The 16882-nt window shown below is 53.4% G+C and carries 17 protein-coding genes; 14 read left to right on the top strand and 3 right to left on the bottom strand.

Annotation, left to right across the window (positions count from 1 at the left end; all coding sequences use genetic code 11):
* Positions 1–142: 142 nt before the first annotated feature.
* Together IPH59_09725 and IPH59_09730 are read right to left on the bottom strand one after the other, a co-directional pair.
* Positions 143–1378: a metallophosphoesterase gene (locus IPH59_09725; GenBank protein ID MBK7091980.1), complete on the bottom strand. Its 1236-nt coding sequence runs from the start codon at positions 1376–1378 to the stop codon at positions 143–145.
* Positions 1379–1894: 516 nt separating this feature from the next.
* A complete protein-coding gene (locus tag IPH59_09730) occupies positions 1895–2824 on the bottom strand; it encodes a GNAT family N-acetyltransferase (protein ID MBK7091981.1) in 930 nt (309 codons plus the stop codon).
* 139 nt (positions 2825–2963) lie between these two features.
* Between IPH59_09730 and IPH59_09735 the strand changes: the two genes are divergently transcribed.
* The 10 genes from IPH59_09735 (at position 2964) to IPH59_09780 (ending at position 12781) form a co-directional block, all read left to right on the top strand.
* A complete protein-coding gene (locus IPH59_09735) occupies positions 2964–3470 on the top strand; it encodes an HNH endonuclease (protein MBK7091982.1) in 507 nt (168 codons plus the stop codon).
* An 11-nt stretch (positions 3471–3481) separates the two neighbouring features.
* Positions 3482–4459 (top strand): tryptophan--tRNA ligase, encoded by a 978-nt coding sequence (gene trpS, locus IPH59_09740; protein ID MBK7091983.1) that lies wholly within the window; start codon positions 3482–3484, stop codon positions 4457–4459.
* Complete coding sequence (locus IPH59_09745) at positions 4456–5208, top strand: segregation/condensation protein A (GenBank protein ID MBK7091984.1); 753 nt, start codon at positions 4456–4458, stop codon at positions 5206–5208. The genes trpS and IPH59_09745 overlap by 4 nt, the downstream gene beginning before the upstream one ends.
* Positions 5192–5938, top strand: coding sequence for an SMC-Scp complex subunit ScpB (scpB, locus tag IPH59_09750; GenBank protein MBK7091985.1), 747 nt, complete (start codon positions 5192–5194; stop codon positions 5936–5938). Before IPH59_09745 ends, scpB begins: the two co-directional genes overlap by 17 nt.
* Complete coding sequence (locus IPH59_09755; GenBank protein MBK7091986.1) at positions 5935–6660, top strand: rRNA pseudouridine synthase; 726 nt, start codon at positions 5935–5937, stop codon at positions 6658–6660. The genes scpB and IPH59_09755 overlap by 4 nt, the downstream gene beginning before the upstream one ends.
* Before the next feature lie 336 nt (positions 6661–6996).
* Positions 6997–7878, top strand: coding sequence for a hypothetical protein (locus IPH59_09760; GenBank protein ID MBK7091987.1), 882 nt, complete (start codon positions 6997–6999; stop codon positions 7876–7878).
* Between the two features lie 79 nt (positions 7879–7957).
* Complete coding sequence (locus IPH59_09765; protein ID MBK7091988.1) at positions 7958–8650, top strand: (d)CMP kinase; 693 nt, start codon at positions 7958–7960, stop codon at positions 8648–8650.
* On the top strand, positions 8647–9258 hold the full coding sequence (locus tag IPH59_09770; GenBank protein ID MBK7091989.1) for a 1-acyl-sn-glycerol-3-phosphate acyltransferase: 612 nt from the start codon (positions 8647–8649) through the stop codon (positions 9256–9258). Before IPH59_09765 ends, IPH59_09770 begins: the two co-directional genes overlap by 4 nt.
* A gap of 325 nt (positions 9259–9583) precedes the next feature.
* A complete protein-coding gene (gene rpsA, locus IPH59_09775) occupies positions 9584–11575 on the top strand; it encodes a 30S ribosomal protein S1 (GenBank protein MBK7091990.1) in 1992 nt (663 codons plus the stop codon).
* A gap of 360 nt (positions 11576–11935) precedes the next feature.
* Complete coding sequence (locus IPH59_09780; protein MBK7091991.1) at positions 11936–12781, top strand: hypothetical protein; 846 nt, start codon at positions 11936–11938, stop codon at positions 12779–12781.
* A 184-nt stretch (positions 12782–12965) separates the two neighbouring features.
* Here IPH59_09780 and IPH59_09785 read toward each other — a convergent pair whose 3' ends face one another.
* The gene (locus IPH59_09785) at positions 12966–13940 is read right to left on the bottom strand and encodes a hypothetical protein (GenBank protein MBK7091992.1); all 975 of its coding nucleotides are present in this window, start codon (positions 13938–13940) and stop codon (positions 12966–12968) included.
* Between the two features lie 380 nt (positions 13941–14320).
* Here IPH59_09785 and IPH59_09790 point away from each other — a divergent pair, with 380 nt between their 5' ends.
* The 4 genes from IPH59_09790 (at position 14321) to IPH59_09805 (ending at position 16874) form a co-directional block, all read left to right on the top strand.
* On the top strand, positions 14321–14602 hold the full coding sequence (locus IPH59_09790; protein MBK7091993.1) for a prepilin-type N-terminal cleavage/methylation domain-containing protein: 282 nt from the start codon (positions 14321–14323) through the stop codon (positions 14600–14602).
* Positions 14556–14819, top strand: a complete 264-nt coding sequence (locus IPH59_09795; GenBank protein MBK7091994.1) for a hypothetical protein — start codon at positions 14556–14558, stop codon at positions 14817–14819. Before IPH59_09790 ends, IPH59_09795 begins: the two co-directional genes overlap by 47 nt.
* A gap of 211 nt (positions 14820–15030) precedes the next feature.
* Positions 15031–16080 (top strand): type IV pilus assembly protein PilM, encoded by a 1050-nt coding sequence (gene pilM / locus IPH59_09800; GenBank protein ID MBK7091995.1) that lies wholly within the window; start codon positions 15031–15033, stop codon positions 16078–16080.
* 5 nt (positions 16081–16085) lie between these two features.
* Positions 16086–16874: a PilN domain-containing protein gene (locus IPH59_09805; GenBank protein MBK7091996.1), complete on the top strand. Its 789-nt coding sequence runs from the start codon at positions 16086–16088 to the stop codon at positions 16872–16874.
* Positions 16875–16882 lie beyond the last annotated feature (8 nt).

Raw genomic sequence — 16882 nt, forward strand, 5'->3', positions numbered from 1 at the left:
GCTTGCGGTGGGATTCATCTAATCGTGCATCGTAGTTATTCCCCTTAGCAAAGGGGGCAAGGGGGTTGTGTAGTTCATATGCTTGGAAAGCAATCTGTGCGCTGCAAACGTCCTCGGCTGCCCGCTCTTAAGGACAGGGCGCTTAAACAACCCGTCCCTTTTCCGGATTCGGATCTTTCCCTCTTTTCAAAACTATAATCGGCGCCTCTGTCGGACATCCCAATCGAAACGGAAACCAATGTCCCACTCCGCTTGAAGTGTACACCTGCGAATTGCCTTTCTTATATTGTCCCCAAACATATCGTTCGCCGCCCCATTCATTGAAGATCGGCTCGCCCATAAAACCTATCTGGCATCCATGCGTGTGTCCGGAAAGCGTAAGTTGAACACCCCGCTCAATCGCCGTATCAAATCCGCTCGGGCGGTGGCTCATCACTACCTTGAAACTGTCGCTGCTCGACTGGTCCAGTGCCCGGTCAAACGTATTGCGCAGAAAATCGTCATATCGATCACCCATACGCCGTGGATCATCCGCACCGCCGACATACAATTCTGCCTTGCCAACCTTGATCGCAACACCGCGATCAATCAGCATCGGCACACTGCTCTTGTCAAACGCCGCAATAACTTCCGGCGCCCCGCGATAGTAATCGTGATTACCCATCGAAGCGTACGCGCCATACTTCGCCTTGAGCTGTTCCACCAATTTGATGCAATCAGGCAGCATCGTCAAATCATCCGCAATATCGCCGGAGAAAAGCAGAATGTCCGGCTTAAACGGCTCGGCCTTCAACATCAACGCAGCAATATCATCATTGTCCACGTAAGGACCGAGATGACTATCCGACACATGAAATATCTTGAACCCATCGAGATCAGGGGGAAGGTCTTCATAATAGAATGGTATCTCGCGCACATCTACGCCCGAGAAAGCCTTCGTCATTCCTCCCGATCCAAGCGCTACTGCACCCACCGGAAACATCGCTGCCGCGCCCTGAAGCACCAATCGGCGCTGCCGCGATTTCGGCTCATCGTGCTGTGTGTGTCCCTTTTTCTCGCGATTCTTCGTAATGAAATGCATGATCGTATTGATCACACCCGAAAAGGGAAGTGACACCAACAGCGCAAAATTCAGCACCGCCGCAATGGTTGTCATCGTCGCGAAAACATAAATCAACGCTGTGCTGAATTTAAGATAGACCAGTATTGCCCAGCCAAGTGCCGAAGCAAAAGTAAACACCAGTATCCCCAGCGACAACCGCTTAACCGTGCGATTGCGCCACCAAATCGTATTGAGGACGCGCATCAGCAGTACCTGCCCGAGGCCAAGTACCAGCACAAATGCACCGGCTCCCAATGCTAAATAGAATTGCCTCACGTTAGTATCATAACCCTCAACCCCGCCATTGGTTCCTGTGCTAATATTACGGAATGTTGCTAAGTAAAGATGCAACGTCAATCAAGAAGTTCACTGCTCTTGGTGTTCAGACTTCCACCGTCTTCCCGCGAAGCGGAATCCGGGGAGAGTTGGAACCTGGCTCGTAGTTGAAAGGACGACTTCAAAAGGCTTCGTGCGCGGCAGCCTCTCCTCGTCTGCCCGGTTCTTCAATTGATCCGGCTTCACCGATCAGGACGACTGATTCGATGTCGCTTCGTAGGGGCGCGGTTACCGCGCCCGGTGTCTTACCGGCGAAGGTTGAGCCTCTGAGAATTTCCCCTTAGGCGGGGCCGATATCCAGATACTGAGGAGTAATCCAAGGGTAAAGGCACCTCCGCTCAATTCCCCTCTTGAGAGGGGTGCCTTGAGAGCGCGAGGAACGAGCGCACTCAAGGCGGGGTGTGTCTTCCGACCATTCACGAATTCCATTCGCAGTAGAGGGGCTGCGGTGAGGGCCTAATAATGCGCCAAATGCCCCGGCACATAACGGCTCGAATCCGAAAACCGCTCGCTCGCCATCACAACCGTCGCTTCCTCAATATGGAACCCCGACTGCAATAGCGACTGCACCACTTCGACATTTTCGCCATTCACGAAAATCAACTGACGCGCCTGCCCAATCTCAAGTCCATAATTCACTGACATCGCCAATATCGACGACAAATACTCAGGCTTCGTCGCCGCAACCGGACCAATTCGTGCCGTCGCCCCGACAACGCTGTATCCCACCAGCGTTTTGTCATCATAAAACGCCAACTGTGTGTGCTTATCGTCGCCTGTCCAGAAGAAATGCTCCTCCGGTCGTGCCGTCCCGCGTACTTTGATATCAAGTTTCGTCAATCGATTGATCAGCTTATGCGTCGTCACAACTTGCATCGTCAGTCGCATTTTCGGCTTGATCGGCGCGGGTTTCTTATCACCTTTCCAATCACGGGTCATCACCAACAGTGCGATCTGCGGCGTCATTCCCATCTTGCTGTAAATCGCCAGCGCCTGCGGGTTGTACGCAAATGTCGACAGCGCCCAGCGCGTGATCTCGCCATTCTTGCGGCCATAATCCATCGCCAGCTTCAACAATTTCTGGCCGACTCCTGTCGACTGATATTGCGGATCAACGAAGAGATACGCCAGATACCATTCATTTCCTCGTATCAACGCCTGCGTAAATCCGACAATCGCACCTTTGGCATTTAGCGCAACGTAGGACGCTTCCGGATCAACCTTGCGAAAATGAATCATCGTAGGGTCAGCGCTGGTCGCAGTGAACTTGAACGGCTTCTTGCCGCTCCTCTTGAACAAATCATTCATTGTGCGGGCAATCATCTGCCAGCATTCGAACAAATCGCTTTCGCGCGTTCGGCGGACGGTAACTTTGAGCTTTTTCATACACAAATTCTATCACCGGCGCCGTCTCGCTCCAACTAAAAACACTCAATGTTTTTGCGGGAAAATCGCAGTTTTAATACAGTTTTTAGTTTGACACTTTTGCGTTTTAGCCGTACTTTAAAGGCTAATTAGGAACGCTATGCTAACTGACCCTGTACTAGTCGTCAATCAGAACTACGAGCCGTTGGTCACCACCAGCGTTAAGAGAGCTATTGTCTTGGTTTATCTCGGAAAAGCGTCACTCGTCGAAAGCCGCAACGGACATCGCGTCCGCTCGGTCTCGCGTTCGGTCGAAGAACCCTCTATCGTCCGGCTCGAGTTATACGCCCGCGTTCCTTATCGCCAGGTCATGCTCAATCGCAAGAACGTCATCAAACGCGACAACGGCGTCTGCCAGTACTGCGGCACGACCCACGGCAATATGACCGTCGACCACGTCATTCCCACCGTTCGCGGCGGCGCCGACGCCTGGGACAACCTCGTCTGTGCCTGCGAACGCTGCAATAACAAGAAGGGCAACCGCACGCCCGATGAGGCTGGCATGCCGCTCGCCAATCGTCCGCGCAAGCCCAGCCACCTCACCTTTATCCGCCAGCTCGTTCGCAAAGGCGACGAAGTCTGGAAAAAATATCTCTTCGTTGGGTAGAACTAATCAACATGGCTAAAAAAGTTATTCTCTCCGGCATGCAACCTACCGGCAAGTTGCATCTCGGTAATCTCGAAGGCGCCCTCGCAAATTGGGTGCGTCTGCAAAACGAATACGACATGTATTGCTGCATCGTCGACTGGCACGCGCTGACCGCCGATTATGACAAGACCGCTGACCTCGATGACAAAATCGTCCAGATGGCAATCGACTATCTTGCCGCCGGTCTCGATCCGAAAAAGTGCGCCATCTTCATTCAGTCGCAGGTCAAAGAACACGCTGAACTGCACTTGTTGTTCTCGATGATCACCCCGACCCCGTGGCTCGAACGCGTTCCATCGCACAAGGAAAAGGTCGAGAAACTCGGCCTCGACAGCTACGGCTTCCTCGGCTATCCGCTATTGCAGGCCGCCGACATTCTTCTCTATCGCGCTGATTTCGTGCCGGTAGGGAAGGACCAGGTCCCGCATATCGAATTGACCCGCGAGGTCGGTCGCCGTTTCAACGGCATCTATGGCGAGGTCTTTCCCGATCCGCAGGCACTGCTCACCAAGATTCCCGTCGTTCCCGGAATTGACGGCCAGAAAATGAGCAAGTCCTACGGCAACGAGATTCCCATAGCGGAGAAACCCGAAGAGACCGAAGCCAAAATCAAGAAGATGTTCACCGATCCGCAGAAGCTCCGCAAGGGTGATCCTGGCCGTCCCGAAATTTGTCCGGTCTTTGCCTTGCATCAGTTGTATACTCCGCAGGCGGAAATCGACCGCATCGACACCGACTGCCGCTCCGGCGCTCTCGGTTGTGTCGCCTGCAAGAAACAGCTTGCGGACGACATAAATAAAGCGTTAGAACCTATTCGTAGCAAGCGCACGGCGCTCGAAAGCGACATCGACTTTGTCAACGACATGCTCGAGGACGGCGCCAATCGCGCCCGTGTTCGCGCTCAGGAAACGATGACCATGGTTAGAGAGAAGATGAATCTGCGATGAGCAACGATAATTTCTTCGATGATATTCAACCGGTCTCAGAGGCCGATAGCTTCCCGATAAAAATCGAGGGCTTCGAGGGCCCACTCGATCTGTTGCTCTATCTGATTCGCAATCAAGAGATCGACATCTACGAAATTCCCATCGCAACAATTACCGGCCAATATCTCGACTATGTCAAGATGATGAAATTGCTCAACCTCGAAGTTGCCGGCGAATATCTGCTTATGGCCGCCACGCTGATTCGCATCAAGGCGCGTCTGCTGATGCCGCGTCATGCCGAAATCGAAGGCGATGATGAGGACCCGCGCGAAGAGCTGATTATGGCTCTGCTCGAATACAAGCGCTTCAAAGAAGCCTCCGAGAAATTCGCCATCCTCGAAGTCAAAGAGCGCCAGGTGCTCAAACGCGGTGACTTCTCATATCTTAGCCCCGAAGTGCAGGAGACTTTCACCATCGAAGCTACTCTCTACGATCTCGTTCGCTCGTTCTCCGAGGTTATGAAAACCGCCGCCGATCAGCCCAAGCACGAGGTCGACAATTTCGAACTTTCCATCGAGGACCAGGTCGAGTATATCCTCGGCGTGCTCGAAACCACCGAGCAAACCACGCTCACCAACTTGGTGTTGGCGAATCAGCGTCGCATCTACTACGTTGTTACTTTCCTCGCCATTCTCGAATTGGCTAAACTTCAGCGCATCAGCGCCCGTCAGCACCAGCATTTTGGAGAAATCTATGTCGTCCGACTCTAATCAGATTGGCTATACCGAAGACGAAATGAACCTCATCGAAGCGGTGCTGTTTTCCTCGCCGCGCCCGATGCCGGTTACCGAACTCAAGAAGCTCCTGACCTCGCGCCACAAAGGCGGCGTCAAGGGTATCGTCGATAAGCTCAACGAAAAATACACCGCCAACAACAACACCTTCCGTGTTCGCGAGATCGCCGGCGGATTCCAATACTACCTGATCACCGACTACGCCGTGCAGGTCGAGAAGTATTTCTCCGTCCAGCGCGAACGTCGCCTGACTCCAGCCGGTCTCGAAACCCTCGCCATCATCGCCTACAAGCAACCGATTACCAAGGGCGAGATCGAACAGATTCGCGGCGTCGCCGCCGACGGCGTAATCCAGACCTTGCTCGAACGCAAGCTGATTAAACCTGCCGGCAGGGCGGAAAAGATCGGCAAACCGTTACTTTATGCAACTGCCTCTAAGTTCTTGGAATACTTTGGTATCGCCGGCATCGAACAGCTCCCGAAATTGGCCGAGCTTGGCCCCAAAGCCGTCGATCCGCATCGCCAGCCTGAACTCGCTTTCGCCGATTCCGATGAGACTATCGAGGAGAACGAAGCCGAGTCCATGGCGTCTGCCTTGAGCCAACTTGACAAACACCCGGATGTCGACGAACTCGACTCCGACATCGAACTTGATGATCTGGCCGAGACCCTCGAGCCCGACGATGATAAGATCCCCGAAGCTTGACACTGCGACTTAACAAATTCATCTCCCAATGCGGGATGGCGTCCCGGCGCGGGGCTGACACACTCATTGCCGAAGGCAAAGTCGTCGTCAATGGGGAAGTGGTCACAAAATTGGGACACGTCATCGACGAAAACACCGACGAGGTTCTCGTCAACGGCGTCCATTGCCGCCAACCGCAAAGCAACGTCTACATCGCCATGAACAAACCCAAGGGCTACCTTGTCACGCTCAAAGACGACTTTGGCCGCAAGACAATCCAGCGTTTGATAACCAATCTCGGCCACCGTGTCTACCCGATTGGCCGCCTCGATCTCGACTCCGAAGGTCTACTGCTGTTGACCGACGATGGCGAACTCGCCTTTCGACTCGCCCACCCAAGTTACGGCATCAAAAAGCTTTACACGGTTCGCGTGAAGGGTAACTTCAGTCAGGAAAACCTCCGCCACTTCTTTGACGGCATTGCCTTGGAGGATGGTCACGTCGCCCACGCCAAAGCCAAAATCCTCGACAACGACGACAACACTACCTTCCTGTCAATCGAATTGCAGGAGGGCCGCAAACGCGAAATCCGCCAGATGTGCAAAGCCATCGGCTACCCGGTGATCTCGCTTGTCCGCGTCAAATTCGACGACATCACCCTGCAGGGCATCGACAAAGGCAAATGGCGCTACCTTCTCCCCGTCGAGGTCGAACGCCTCAAACGCAAAGTCGGCATGATCTAACTGACGAGCATTTGTGGGCGGTGTCTGGAAACCACCGTCATTCCGGCGAAGGGAACAGTTGAATACGTCTTCCCATGTCATTCTGAACGAAGTGAAGCGTAGCTTTGTTACGCAACCGAACAGATCCTTCGCTGCGCTCAGGATGACAGTGTGGACGGTCTTTCAACAGCCTGTTGGTTGCTGCGTCTCCGACACCACCGTCATTCCCGCGAAAGCGACCCAGCGGACTGGTCGTTGCGTTCACCGCACTTACCGAAACTCAGCGGATCTGACCTGACTTGCTCATTTCTCGGGAATATTCTCCCTGTCCGTCTTTACCAACTCCAGAGGGATCAAATGTCGAAATACGCAAACCAGCTTTTCCATCTCCTTAGTTCACTCTTGATCACACTCTGTTCGGTCAATTCCCAAGCCCAAGATGTCACCGAAATCCAACCACTCGATTCACTTTCCCTTAACCTTCACTTTGACACAACAAACTATCTCTATGGCCAGAACATCATCGCCTATGTTTCGCTCATCAACTATTCTGACCACACTATTGAGGTTGGCGATATTCGCTTGAACCTTCGAGAGCTGTCACTATTGAACAGGGAAGGCGAGTCGTTGATACAGCAGGATTTCTATTTGAGCGGGAGTCTTGGGCAAAGAAAATATTCATTGGCCGCCGGTGACTCACTTGTGGCTATACACTATCTCTGCAAGTATAGTCGTTCCGATTATGTGAAGCGAGATGGCACGGATTGCCTTACAATCGGTGAAACACAGGTGCAAGCAGGCTATCGAAATCAAGTATTCTCACCATATGTGACTATCCATATCGACCAGCCGACAGGGGATGAAAGCTTGGCCTACCAAATGTTTAGACGGATACCTCAGATCGCAACAAGACGAGATTGGATGCGGCCGTTGGCTATGATTGACAGCCTCATAGAATTACATCCGCAGAGCAAGTATGTACCTGAAGCGTGCAGAAGTGGCCTCTTAACGGCGTTAATGGCTGAAGATTCATCCAGAATTACGAGTTATTGTACGATCCTTATTCATTCTAATCCAAACCGCGAATACGCAATCGCCGGCTTCGACAATATCTTGGCAGTAGTACCGCCCTCCTCCATCGCCTCCTTCTGCGACTCCATCGCAACCACCTACCCCAACACCCGCGTCGGCGCTCGCGCCCTTGAAAAACTCACCGCTCTCAAGACCGAAAAACACTAACAAATCCCCCCATTTTCCCCTCACTTTTCCCTTGATAATCCCTTGCCCCCGACTATATTAAATAGCTGTACTGGTTTGCATGACACAGAAACGGAGACTGACCGATATCGTAATCGCCATCGACGGCCCCGCCGGGGCAGGGAAGAGCACCACCGCTCGCGAAGTCGCGCGCCGGCTCGACCTGTTGTTCCTCGACACCGGAGCCATGTACCGGGCGATCACGCTTAAGGCGATCCGTAGCGGCCTTGATCTTAACGATCAGCCGAAGATTGTCGACATGACAAACAGTACGACGTTGTTGTTCAAGATCATCGATCACGAACAACATCTGTTCATGGACGGCGAAGACGTCTCGGCGGAAATCCGCCGCCCCGATGTCACCGCCGGTACCACTCCGATTTCCGGCCACGCCGAGGTCCGCAAAATCCTCGTCAAGTGGCAGCAGGAAATCGGCGCTCGCGGCGGCGTTGTCGCCGAAGGACGTGACACTACCTCGGTCGTTTTTCCGAACGCCGAAGTGAAGATATTTATGCTGGCCGATCTGCAGGCGCGCGCCGAACGACGAGTGCGCGATCTGGCAAAGATCGGCGTGACGACAACCGTCGCCGAACAGCAGGAACTTTTAGCGAAACGCGATCACGCGGATTCGAGTAGGGCGGCATCGCCACTTACCAAAGTGCCAGATGCACGTGAGATTGACACTTCTAACCTTACCTTCGAAGAGCAGGTCCAAAAAATCATTGATCTCGCCCATCAGGTAACCACAGTTTGAGTCTCGTATATCGCCTTGCCCAAATTTCAATCCGTCTCGCGGGATGGCTTCTGGGGTGGAAAGTCATCGGTCGCGAAAATGTTCCCGCAGGTCCGGCGCTGATTGCGTCTAACCACCTCTCGAATTATGACCCGCCCATGTTGGGGTCGGTCTTGTCGATGAGAGTGTTTTATTTCGCCAAGGTCGAACTGTTTCGCAATAGGGCGATTGGTTGGTTTCTGCGCGGCGTCCATGCCTTTCCGGTAAATCGCGGCAAAGCCGACCGCCACGCCTGGAAACAGTCGCAGGACATTCTCAAGCGCGGTGATCAGTTGATCTTCTTTCCGGAAGGCACGCGCTCGAAAGACGGCGAAGTCCAATCCGGTCAGCCCGGCATGGCGCGTCTCGCATTCGCCACCGGAGCACCGGTCGTCCCTGCAGCCATCTGCGGGTCGAATCGTATAAAAGATGTCTTGTTCCGCCGCGCCAAATTGCGCGTCGGATTCGCGCAGCCGATCTACTTGAGCGATTACGATTCGCCCGAGGATGACAAGGCGCGCTATGATAAATTGACGGACGACGTCATGGCCGCGATTCGCCGCCTCAAAACGGAAATCGAAGCCACCTGACGGCCGGCGGCGAGGGCAGGCCTGCCGAAGGCGCGTAGGTCAGGGCCCTGCGCTCCTCGGAGCAAGGGCCAGGTTCGGTAGGTCAGACATTCTTGTCTGACATCCCGTTCAACGGGACCAGCGCTTTCCCCTCCTCTGGGAGGGGGCGAGTTCGACAGCGACATTCAAGTCACCCAAGCGGTGGGGCACCGATGTTGACCGATGACACCGTCTTAATTCCCCTCTTGAGAGGGGTGGCTCCCCGACGAAGTCGGGGAGACGGGGTGTGTAGATTCGAGAAAAAAGCCCGGAAGGGTTATCGCTATATTTTAGGAGGAAGACATTAATGTCTGAAGAAACCACAAAAACCACAAAGAAAGCTAAAACGACTGGAGGTGAGACGCCCGAGAAGAAGTCTACCAGTAGATTAGTAAAAGCATCCGGTACCAAGAAGGTCAGCAAAGCTGAACAAAAAGGTACCACGATGATCACGGAGTTCGCATCCGAAGTCGGAGCGATGGCCACTGATCGTCAGCGCCGCGTCTCCGAGAAGGCGACTCGTCGTGCCGAATCTACTCCGGTGACTTTTGCTCACGTTGATGCAATCAAGCAAACCGATCTCGATGATGACGATTATTCATCCAAGGAGTACGAAGATCTCCTGAATATGTATAATCACACGCTCCAGGATATCAAGGAGGGTGAGATTATCAAGGGCCGCGTGCTCGATATCACCCGCGAGGATGTCATTGTCGACGTTGGCTTCAAATCTGAAGGCATAATCTCGCTTGATGAGTTCTCCGAACCGATCAATATCAAGGTCGGCGATGAGATCGATGTCTATCTCGAATCCGTCGAGGACCAGAACGGCCAGCTAATTCTCTCCAAGCAAAAAGCCGATTTCATGCGCGTTTGGGACAAGATCCGCGAAGCGCACGATGCCGGCGAGCTTGTTGAAGGCCGCCTCATGCGCCGCATCAAGGGCGGTATCGTTGTCGACTTGTTCGGCGTCGATGCTTTCCTGCCGGGCTCGCAAATCGCCCTGCGCCAGGTGCCGGATTTCGATGAATTGATCGGAAGAACTCTTCATCTTAAAATAATAAAGCTGAATAAGAGCCGCCGCAATATCGTGGTCAGCCGCCGCGTCGTGCTCGAGCAAGAGCGCGAACAAATGCGCGGCAAACTGCTCGAACAGATCGAAGTCGGCCAGGTCCGCAAGGGCGGCGTCAAGAACATCACCGACTTCGGTGTGTTCATCGACCTTGGCGGTCTCGACGGTCTTCTCCATATCACCGACATGTCGTGGGGCAGAATTGCCCATCCGTCCGAAGTCGTCCAACTGGGCGACGAGATCGAAGTCAAGATTCTCGACTTCGACAAAGAGACCGGACGCATATCGCTTGGTATGAAGCAGCTCACCGAATACCCGTGGGAAAAGATCGGCGAGAAATTCCCGGTCGGCTCCAAGGTTAACGGCACTGTCGTGTCATTGACCGATTACGGCGCCTTCGTCGAACTTGAGAAGGGCATTGAGGGCTTGATCCACATCTCCGAAATGAGCTGGACCCAGCACATCAAGCATCCTTCCAAGATCATGAACGTCGGCGACAAGATCGACGCCATCGTCTTGGCCGTCGATAAGGACAACGAAAAGATTTCTCTCGGAATCAAGCAGATGGAACCGGATCCCTGGACGATTCTCGATCAGAAATATCCGATCGGCTCCAAGGTGCGCGGCAAGGTCCGCAACCTGACGACCTTCGGCGCCTTTATCGAACTCGAAGAAGGCATCGACGGCCTCGTGCATATCTCCGATATGTCGTGGAATCGCCGCATCCAGCATCCTTCCGAAGTCATGAAGAAGGGTCAGGAAGTGGATGTCATCGTCCTCAAGATCGACCGCCAGAATCGCCGCATCTCGCTTGGCTACAAGCAGCTCTTCGACGATCCGTGGCCGGCTTATGCGATGAAGTATTCCGTCGGTTCCGAATGCGTCGGCACCATCACCCGCGTCCTTGATCGCGGCGTCATTGTTGAACTTGGCAATGAAGTCGAAGGCTTCGTCTCCACGCATCAGCTCGGCGTTCCGAATCTGCAGAAACCTGCGGATGCCTTCAAGGAAGGCGACGAGATTCCGTTGAAGGTGGTCGAATTCGATCAGACTCAACGCAAGATTGTTCTCTCTGTCGATGACTACTATCGTGGCAAAGACAAGACTGAACACGAATCATTCGTCGCCGGTCATCCGACAACTGTCGGCAACCAGATGGCTTCCGCAATGGAAACCGCGATGGGCGCCGAAGACGGCTCCACCGCCGAGGGTGACGCCACCGCGTAATATAGTTTGGTAGGTCAGACATTCTTTCGCGAATAAAGGACTCGCTCCAGAGTCGCCTTTCTGGGGGCGGGGGTGGCGCCTGCCGCGTTCGTCTCCATACAGGGTGCGGATAACCTCCGCACCCTTTTTGTTTGCTGCAACCCGCGTAAGGGCGCGGTCTGCGCGCCCGAGGTTGTAGTAGGGTGGCCCCGCGGAGTGAAGCGCAGGGTGGGGAAAAAATAGCCCGATTGCCTTCTCAGTATTGCGGCTCAGCTGCCGGCTAACTCCGTGCAATCGTGCTTGCGGTCCAAAGTCGATTTGCCTACGTTTCTTAGACGATAACTGCATCCACTTTGGTGACTTGAAGGGAAGCGCAGAAGTATGAATCGCTTGATTTGCGCAGTTGCTTTCGCACTCACTCTTATCCTCCCGCTTTGCACGCCAACAATGGCAGAGAGACTTGAGTCGCGAATTCTTATGTCTCTGAATCCAGAAAAGCTACATTTGAATGACACCATGGAGGAAGGAGGCGGAACTTTCTCGGTAATACGTGGTGACACGGTTATCCTCGCAGAGGGCGATGAACTGCTGCTGATCCACAATCAGAAAGTTTGTCGGAAGATCAAGCTTCCACTACAGATAGTCAATTTCGACTTTAACTGGAACGGCGACGGTGTTGTGGTCTGCGACAGCTTGATTGGAGTGGATGGCAAAGGAGTGGTACACTATGATTATGTTTTCTATGAGGCTCATGCACTTGAAATCGGCACCGTACCCATGGCAGTTGATCTGTCGGTGCTCGGCCCCGGTGACTTTGTGTACAGGGTTGACATGGTAGACGACTCTCTATTCGAGGTTTCGTTCAACATGGGTAGTTTCCTTGCTGTCGGAAACATCAGACGACCTTTGGAGCCGGCCCGGATTGTAACAGTCGGATCGTGCGGAATCAACTATGGTGATGTGGATCTTGTGGCGAGATTCGACGGATACTATGGCTACATAAGTATGCGATGGAAGCAACAAGTATGGGGCGTTGAGGTCGTCAAGGTAGCCGGCAATTGCCTTGAGAGCCGCCGATGGTATGAACTCGGCGAATTGGGTGATTGGGGGAACAACATTTGGCACCCTCTGAGATTTGATGAATCGGTAAAGAAGTTCTATACACTGCTCGTCAAGGACAAAAAGCTTGAGCTGAGGGAATTCGACTGTCGCGACTTGACAGAGTAACCTGTCGGCGCTCCCTCGCGATGTAATCCGACAGTTTAGTAGGTCATGAGACCCACCAATCTTTCTTGCGTCTCTGTGGGTTCGACTTCACTCGAACAACTTCGCACGCACCCAAGTTTCCCCCTCTACCGCCGGGAGAGGGGCAAGGCCGAAGGTCCCGCGCTTCGCGGGAGGTGAGGGCATCCTACCTCACCACCGTCACACCACGCGCTTCCAACGCCGGTATCTGCTCATTCAGCGCCGTTTGCGAAAGCGGATTCTCCGGCACCATCACTGTGTCAGCGTCGGCGATATTTGCATTGGCAACGATTGCCGTCAAATCTGTAAGTCCGCATTGGCGAATTGACAGAATATGAAATCCCGTCATCTCGGAAATCGGCGCGATACTTGAGAGCGGATTGACATCAAGAAAGAGAACCGTCATCTGATCCATCCCCGCAATCGGCGAGATGTCGGCGACATCATTTCCATTCACCTGCAGCGCAAACAGCTCCGGCAAATTCGATAGGGGAGAGAGGTCCGAGATCTCATTGCCCGACAAGAATGCGACCTGCAACTTCGTGCATTGCTCGATTCCGGTCAGGTCTTCAATGCCTCGCGAGTTCGCATCAAGAAACACCAACGCCGTCAAGTCCGACTGCAGTATTGGCCCAATATGCTTATGGATGTTGTCTCGAATGGCTTCCTCCAGTCCGTCGTCCGGGAAACTGACTTCGTGATCGACCAAGCACATTGCCATCACGCAATTCGACGTCCCTCCGTCGTTCCCGTTTTCGTCCGTCGCCATCAATGCAAAGTAATAGGTCGAATCCTCATCGAGCCCTTTCACCTCCATCGTCTCAACGGTTCCGGCGACACGCGGAAGCGGTTCGCCGGTAGCCTGTATCGCATCGTTCCAGTTCACATGCGTGATTGCAACGCGCGAATACCGCATGTCATAGCTGGTGCAGGTTCCATCGTCGCCGTCGTCGCCGGTGGCGGTCCACGTCAGCGTCACGCTGGTATCGCTTACCGAAACGACCCGCAGGTCAAGAATAGTGTACGGATTATTCCCGTCGTCTACATCATCATCGCCGCTCCCTTTTTTCGCGCACGACAACAGCCCGATTGTGATGAGCACAGTCACGCACGCGGCAAAACACTTCTTCTGCAGAAACATACTCTACCTCCCCAATGATGGATGGAATAGTATATGATAATTCCAACCGCCTCGTTTGCGCAACTGATTATTTGAAGAATCGCGTCTCGGAGTCCGAACTCGGTAGGTCAGACATTTTTGTCTGACTCTCACAAATAGAAACGTGTAGGGGCCGGCTTGTCGAAGATCCCGCCTTTGAGGGACCGAGCCCGTTTATGACCTGTATGGTCTCCTCCCCATACCCTGACGCCTGCAATTAACACTTTTCGCACTCTGCAATAGGAACGATCCTAATTACCACCCCCGCAACTGCATCAATAGCAACCGTTTCAAATCGACCGTTCACTTGGCAGCATCGTTGCATAGGATAACCTCGGTTAAACTAAAGACGGAGAACTAAGATGATGCTGAAACATACTTCCGAACGCGGCGTGTCGATGATGGAGATGATGATTGTCGTCGTCATTGTCGGCTTGCTGTCTGCTTTGGCCGTTCCCAATTTCGGCGGGGCAATCAAGAAAATGAAATTCGACAATACCGGGCGCGAAATTGTCAGCACCATGCGCTATGCCCGCGCAGCGGCAGTTGGACAACAGCGTCCCCTTGGTGTTTTTTATAGACAACGATGCGAAGGTTATGATCACCTTCGTCGACCTGCTCAACCCCGAACTGGGTACTTATGAAACAGGCGACTCGGTCGTCCGTCGCGATTCGCTCTCTTCTAATGTGAATTATATTGGTTCGAGTTTCGACAATTCAACGGTGATTTTCAACCCGAATGGTACCGCATCCGAAAGCGGCGACGTTGTCTGCAGCGGCTATGCCGCCGGCCAAACTCGTTCATTCTCAGTGTCTTTGGTCGCCGGCTCGGGCCGCGCCAAACTGTTAAGCTACAACTAATCCTTTGCTTCGCATCCGTAACGACTGCCCCGCCAACACGGGGCAGTCGCCCCCCCGGCTGTGAAAGAATTTATCACCCTGCGCTAATTTTTTCCCTCTGCCCCGACGATAATAAAACAGAGTTAAAGGACTTAACAATCTTCTGTATTGAGGAGACGCCATAGTCTCCAGCGACAGGAAATATAGCTCATTTTAACAGATAAGGTACGATATGCTGTTTGGACAAGGTAGCAAGACGACCGTCGGCCTCGATATTGGCGCCTCTTCAATCAAGTGCGTCAAGCTCGAACGCCGCAACGGCACCTACGCGCTTCTGGCGCTGGAATCGCGTGATCTCCCGCCTGAGGCAATTGTCTCAGACGAAATCAAGGATCGCGATACTGTAATTTTCAACATCCAATCCGTCATCGACATGGTCGACCCGCGAACGAAAGATGTTGTCGTTTCGGTTTCCGGTCATGGCGTCATCACGGACAAGTTCACCCTCGACAAGAAGACCGGCCCCGAAGCGGAGCAGGCGATTCTCTTCGAAGCGGAGCAACGCGCTCCTTACGATCTCGACGATGTCACCATGGACTATCACGTCCTCAGCGTCGACGACGTCAACAACAAGATGGACGTCCTGCTCGTTGCCGCGCGCAATGACTTCCTCAAGCAGTACCTCGATCTGCTGACCGATGCGAATCTGCGTCCGGTCATCGTCGACACCGACGCCTTCGCCGTGCTCAATGCCTATGAAATCAACTACGATATCCATCCCGAACGCGTTACCGCGCTGGTGAACATCGGCTACGACAACACCAACGTCGTGTTCATCAAGGATGGCATCTACCACTCGACCCGCGATGTCGCCGCCGGCGGCAGAAACATCTTCGATACCATTCAGAAGGAATTCCGTCTGAACCAGGAATTGACGATGAAAGCGATCAAGGGCGAGATGGAAGCCTCCATCGATCAGGACATGCTGAAAGCAACAATCGTAACTTCCGCCGAAGAGTTGATCTCCGGCCTCGAAGTCGCTTTCTCGTATTTCCGTTCGCTGGCAAAAGTTGACAAGATTGACTGGGTGGTGCTTTCCGGTGGCGGCGCATTGATGCCGCATCTGCCGGAATTCCTTCAATCGAAACTGAACATTCCGATTGAAATCGCCAACCCACTGCGCAACATCGAATATGATCCGGACCTTTTCACCAACGTCCAGCCGGAGCGAATTGCGCCTCTTCTGGCGGTGCCGATTGGACTGGCAGCAAGGAAGGTATAGCCAATATGTTGGAAATTAATCTACTCCCAAAAGAGTACCGGAGACGAGGGAACGTCCTCAACTTCGACAAGAAATTCCTCTACGTTGGTGTTGCTGCCGCCGCTTTAGTGATAGCGCTGGGCAGCATCACATTCTATCAGAACCATCAAATCGGGCGAATGGAAAAGCTCATTGCCAAAGCCCGTGTTGAAGAGGGCCGCTACAAGAAAGACATCGCGATTATCGATGCGCTTTCTGAAGTGAAAGAGAAGATTCTCGCGCGCGTGTCGGCAATCGAAAAGCTCGACCAGCGCCGCGACTTCTATATCAAGCTGATGGAAGACCTGAATTCGCGCATGCCGGAATTCCTCTGGATGACCGGTTTTGCCGAGACTCCTCCGAGCATCGGCACCACGGCTTCCAATCAGCCTGGTACGCCCGGCAAGCCTGCCGCCGGCAATCCTCCCGGACAGGGCGGTGCCGCTCAACCGACGGCCACGCCGGTCAACATGGCAGTGGGAACGGCCACAATTGATGGCTACTCGCACAGCCTCAATGCAATCGGGTCGTTCATTATTGGTCTGATGAAATCTGACTTCTTTGACAACATCAAATTGAGCCGCGCGGTCGCCGAAGACGTCGGCTCCGTTACCGCTTACAATTTTAGAATAACCTGCAACCTCCTCTATGATGCTGATCTTGCCAAGGACGAATTCGAAGAAATGTCCGAAGAGGACTTCGACTTCTCCAGCACGGCCGAAGATCAGGATGACTACACCTTTGATTACTTCAATGACAACTACGAGGAACAGTAGGTTTAACA

It is taken from the genome of bacterium (assembly GCA_016708315.1).
GTDB lineage: Bacteria > Zixibacteria > MSB-5A5 > CAIYYT01 > CAIYYT01 > JADJGC01.

Bases quoted from the DNA above. Each gene is read 5' to 3' on its own strand.
- IPH59_09730 (MBK7091981.1), bottom strand. From the start codon at position 2,824: ATGAAAAAGCTCAAAGTTACCGTCCGCCGAACGCGCGAAAGCGATTTG.
- IPH59_09735 (MBK7091982.1), top strand. From the start codon at position 2,964: ATGCTAACTGACCCTGTACTAGTCGTCAATCAGAACTACGAGCCGTTG.
- trpS (MBK7091983.1), top strand. From the start codon at position 3,482: ATGGCTAAAAAAGTTATTCTCTCCGGCATGCAACCTACCGGCAAGTTG.
- IPH59_09745 (MBK7091984.1), top strand. From the start codon at position 4,456: ATGAGCAACGATAATTTCTTCGATGATATTCAACCGGTCTCAGAGGCC.
- scpB (MBK7091985.1), top strand. From the start codon at position 5,192: ATGTCGTCCGACTCTAATCAGATTGGCTATACCGAAGACGAAATGAAC.
- IPH59_09760 (MBK7091987.1), top strand. From the start codon at position 6,997: ATGTCGAAATACGCAAACCAGCTTTTCCATCTCCTTAGTTCACTCTTG.
- IPH59_09765 (MBK7091988.1), top strand. From the start codon at position 7,958: ATGACACAGAAACGGAGACTGACCGATATCGTAATCGCCATCGACGGC.
- rpsA (MBK7091990.1), top strand. From the start codon at position 9,584: ATGTCTGAAGAAACCACAAAAACCACAAAGAAAGCTAAAACGACTGGA.
- IPH59_09780 (MBK7091991.1), top strand. From the start codon at position 11,936: ATGAATCGCTTGATTTGCGCAGTTGCTTTCGCACTCACTCTTATCCTC.
- IPH59_09785 (MBK7091992.1), bottom strand. From the start codon at position 13,940: ATGTTTCTGCAGAAGAAGTGTTTTGCCGCGTGCGTGACTGTGCTCATC.
- IPH59_09790 (MBK7091993.1), top strand. From the start codon at position 14,321: ATGATGCTGAAACATACTTCCGAACGCGGCGTGTCGATGATGGAGATG.
- IPH59_09795 (MBK7091994.1), top strand. From the start codon at position 14,556: ATGATCACCTTCGTCGACCTGCTCAACCCCGAACTGGGTACTTATGAA.
- pilM (MBK7091995.1), top strand. From the start codon at position 15,031: ATGCTGTTTGGACAAGGTAGCAAGACGACCGTCGGCCTCGATATTGGC.
- IPH59_09805 (MBK7091996.1), top strand. From the start codon at position 16,086: ATGTTGGAAATTAATCTACTCCCAAAAGAGTACCGGAGACGAGGGAAC.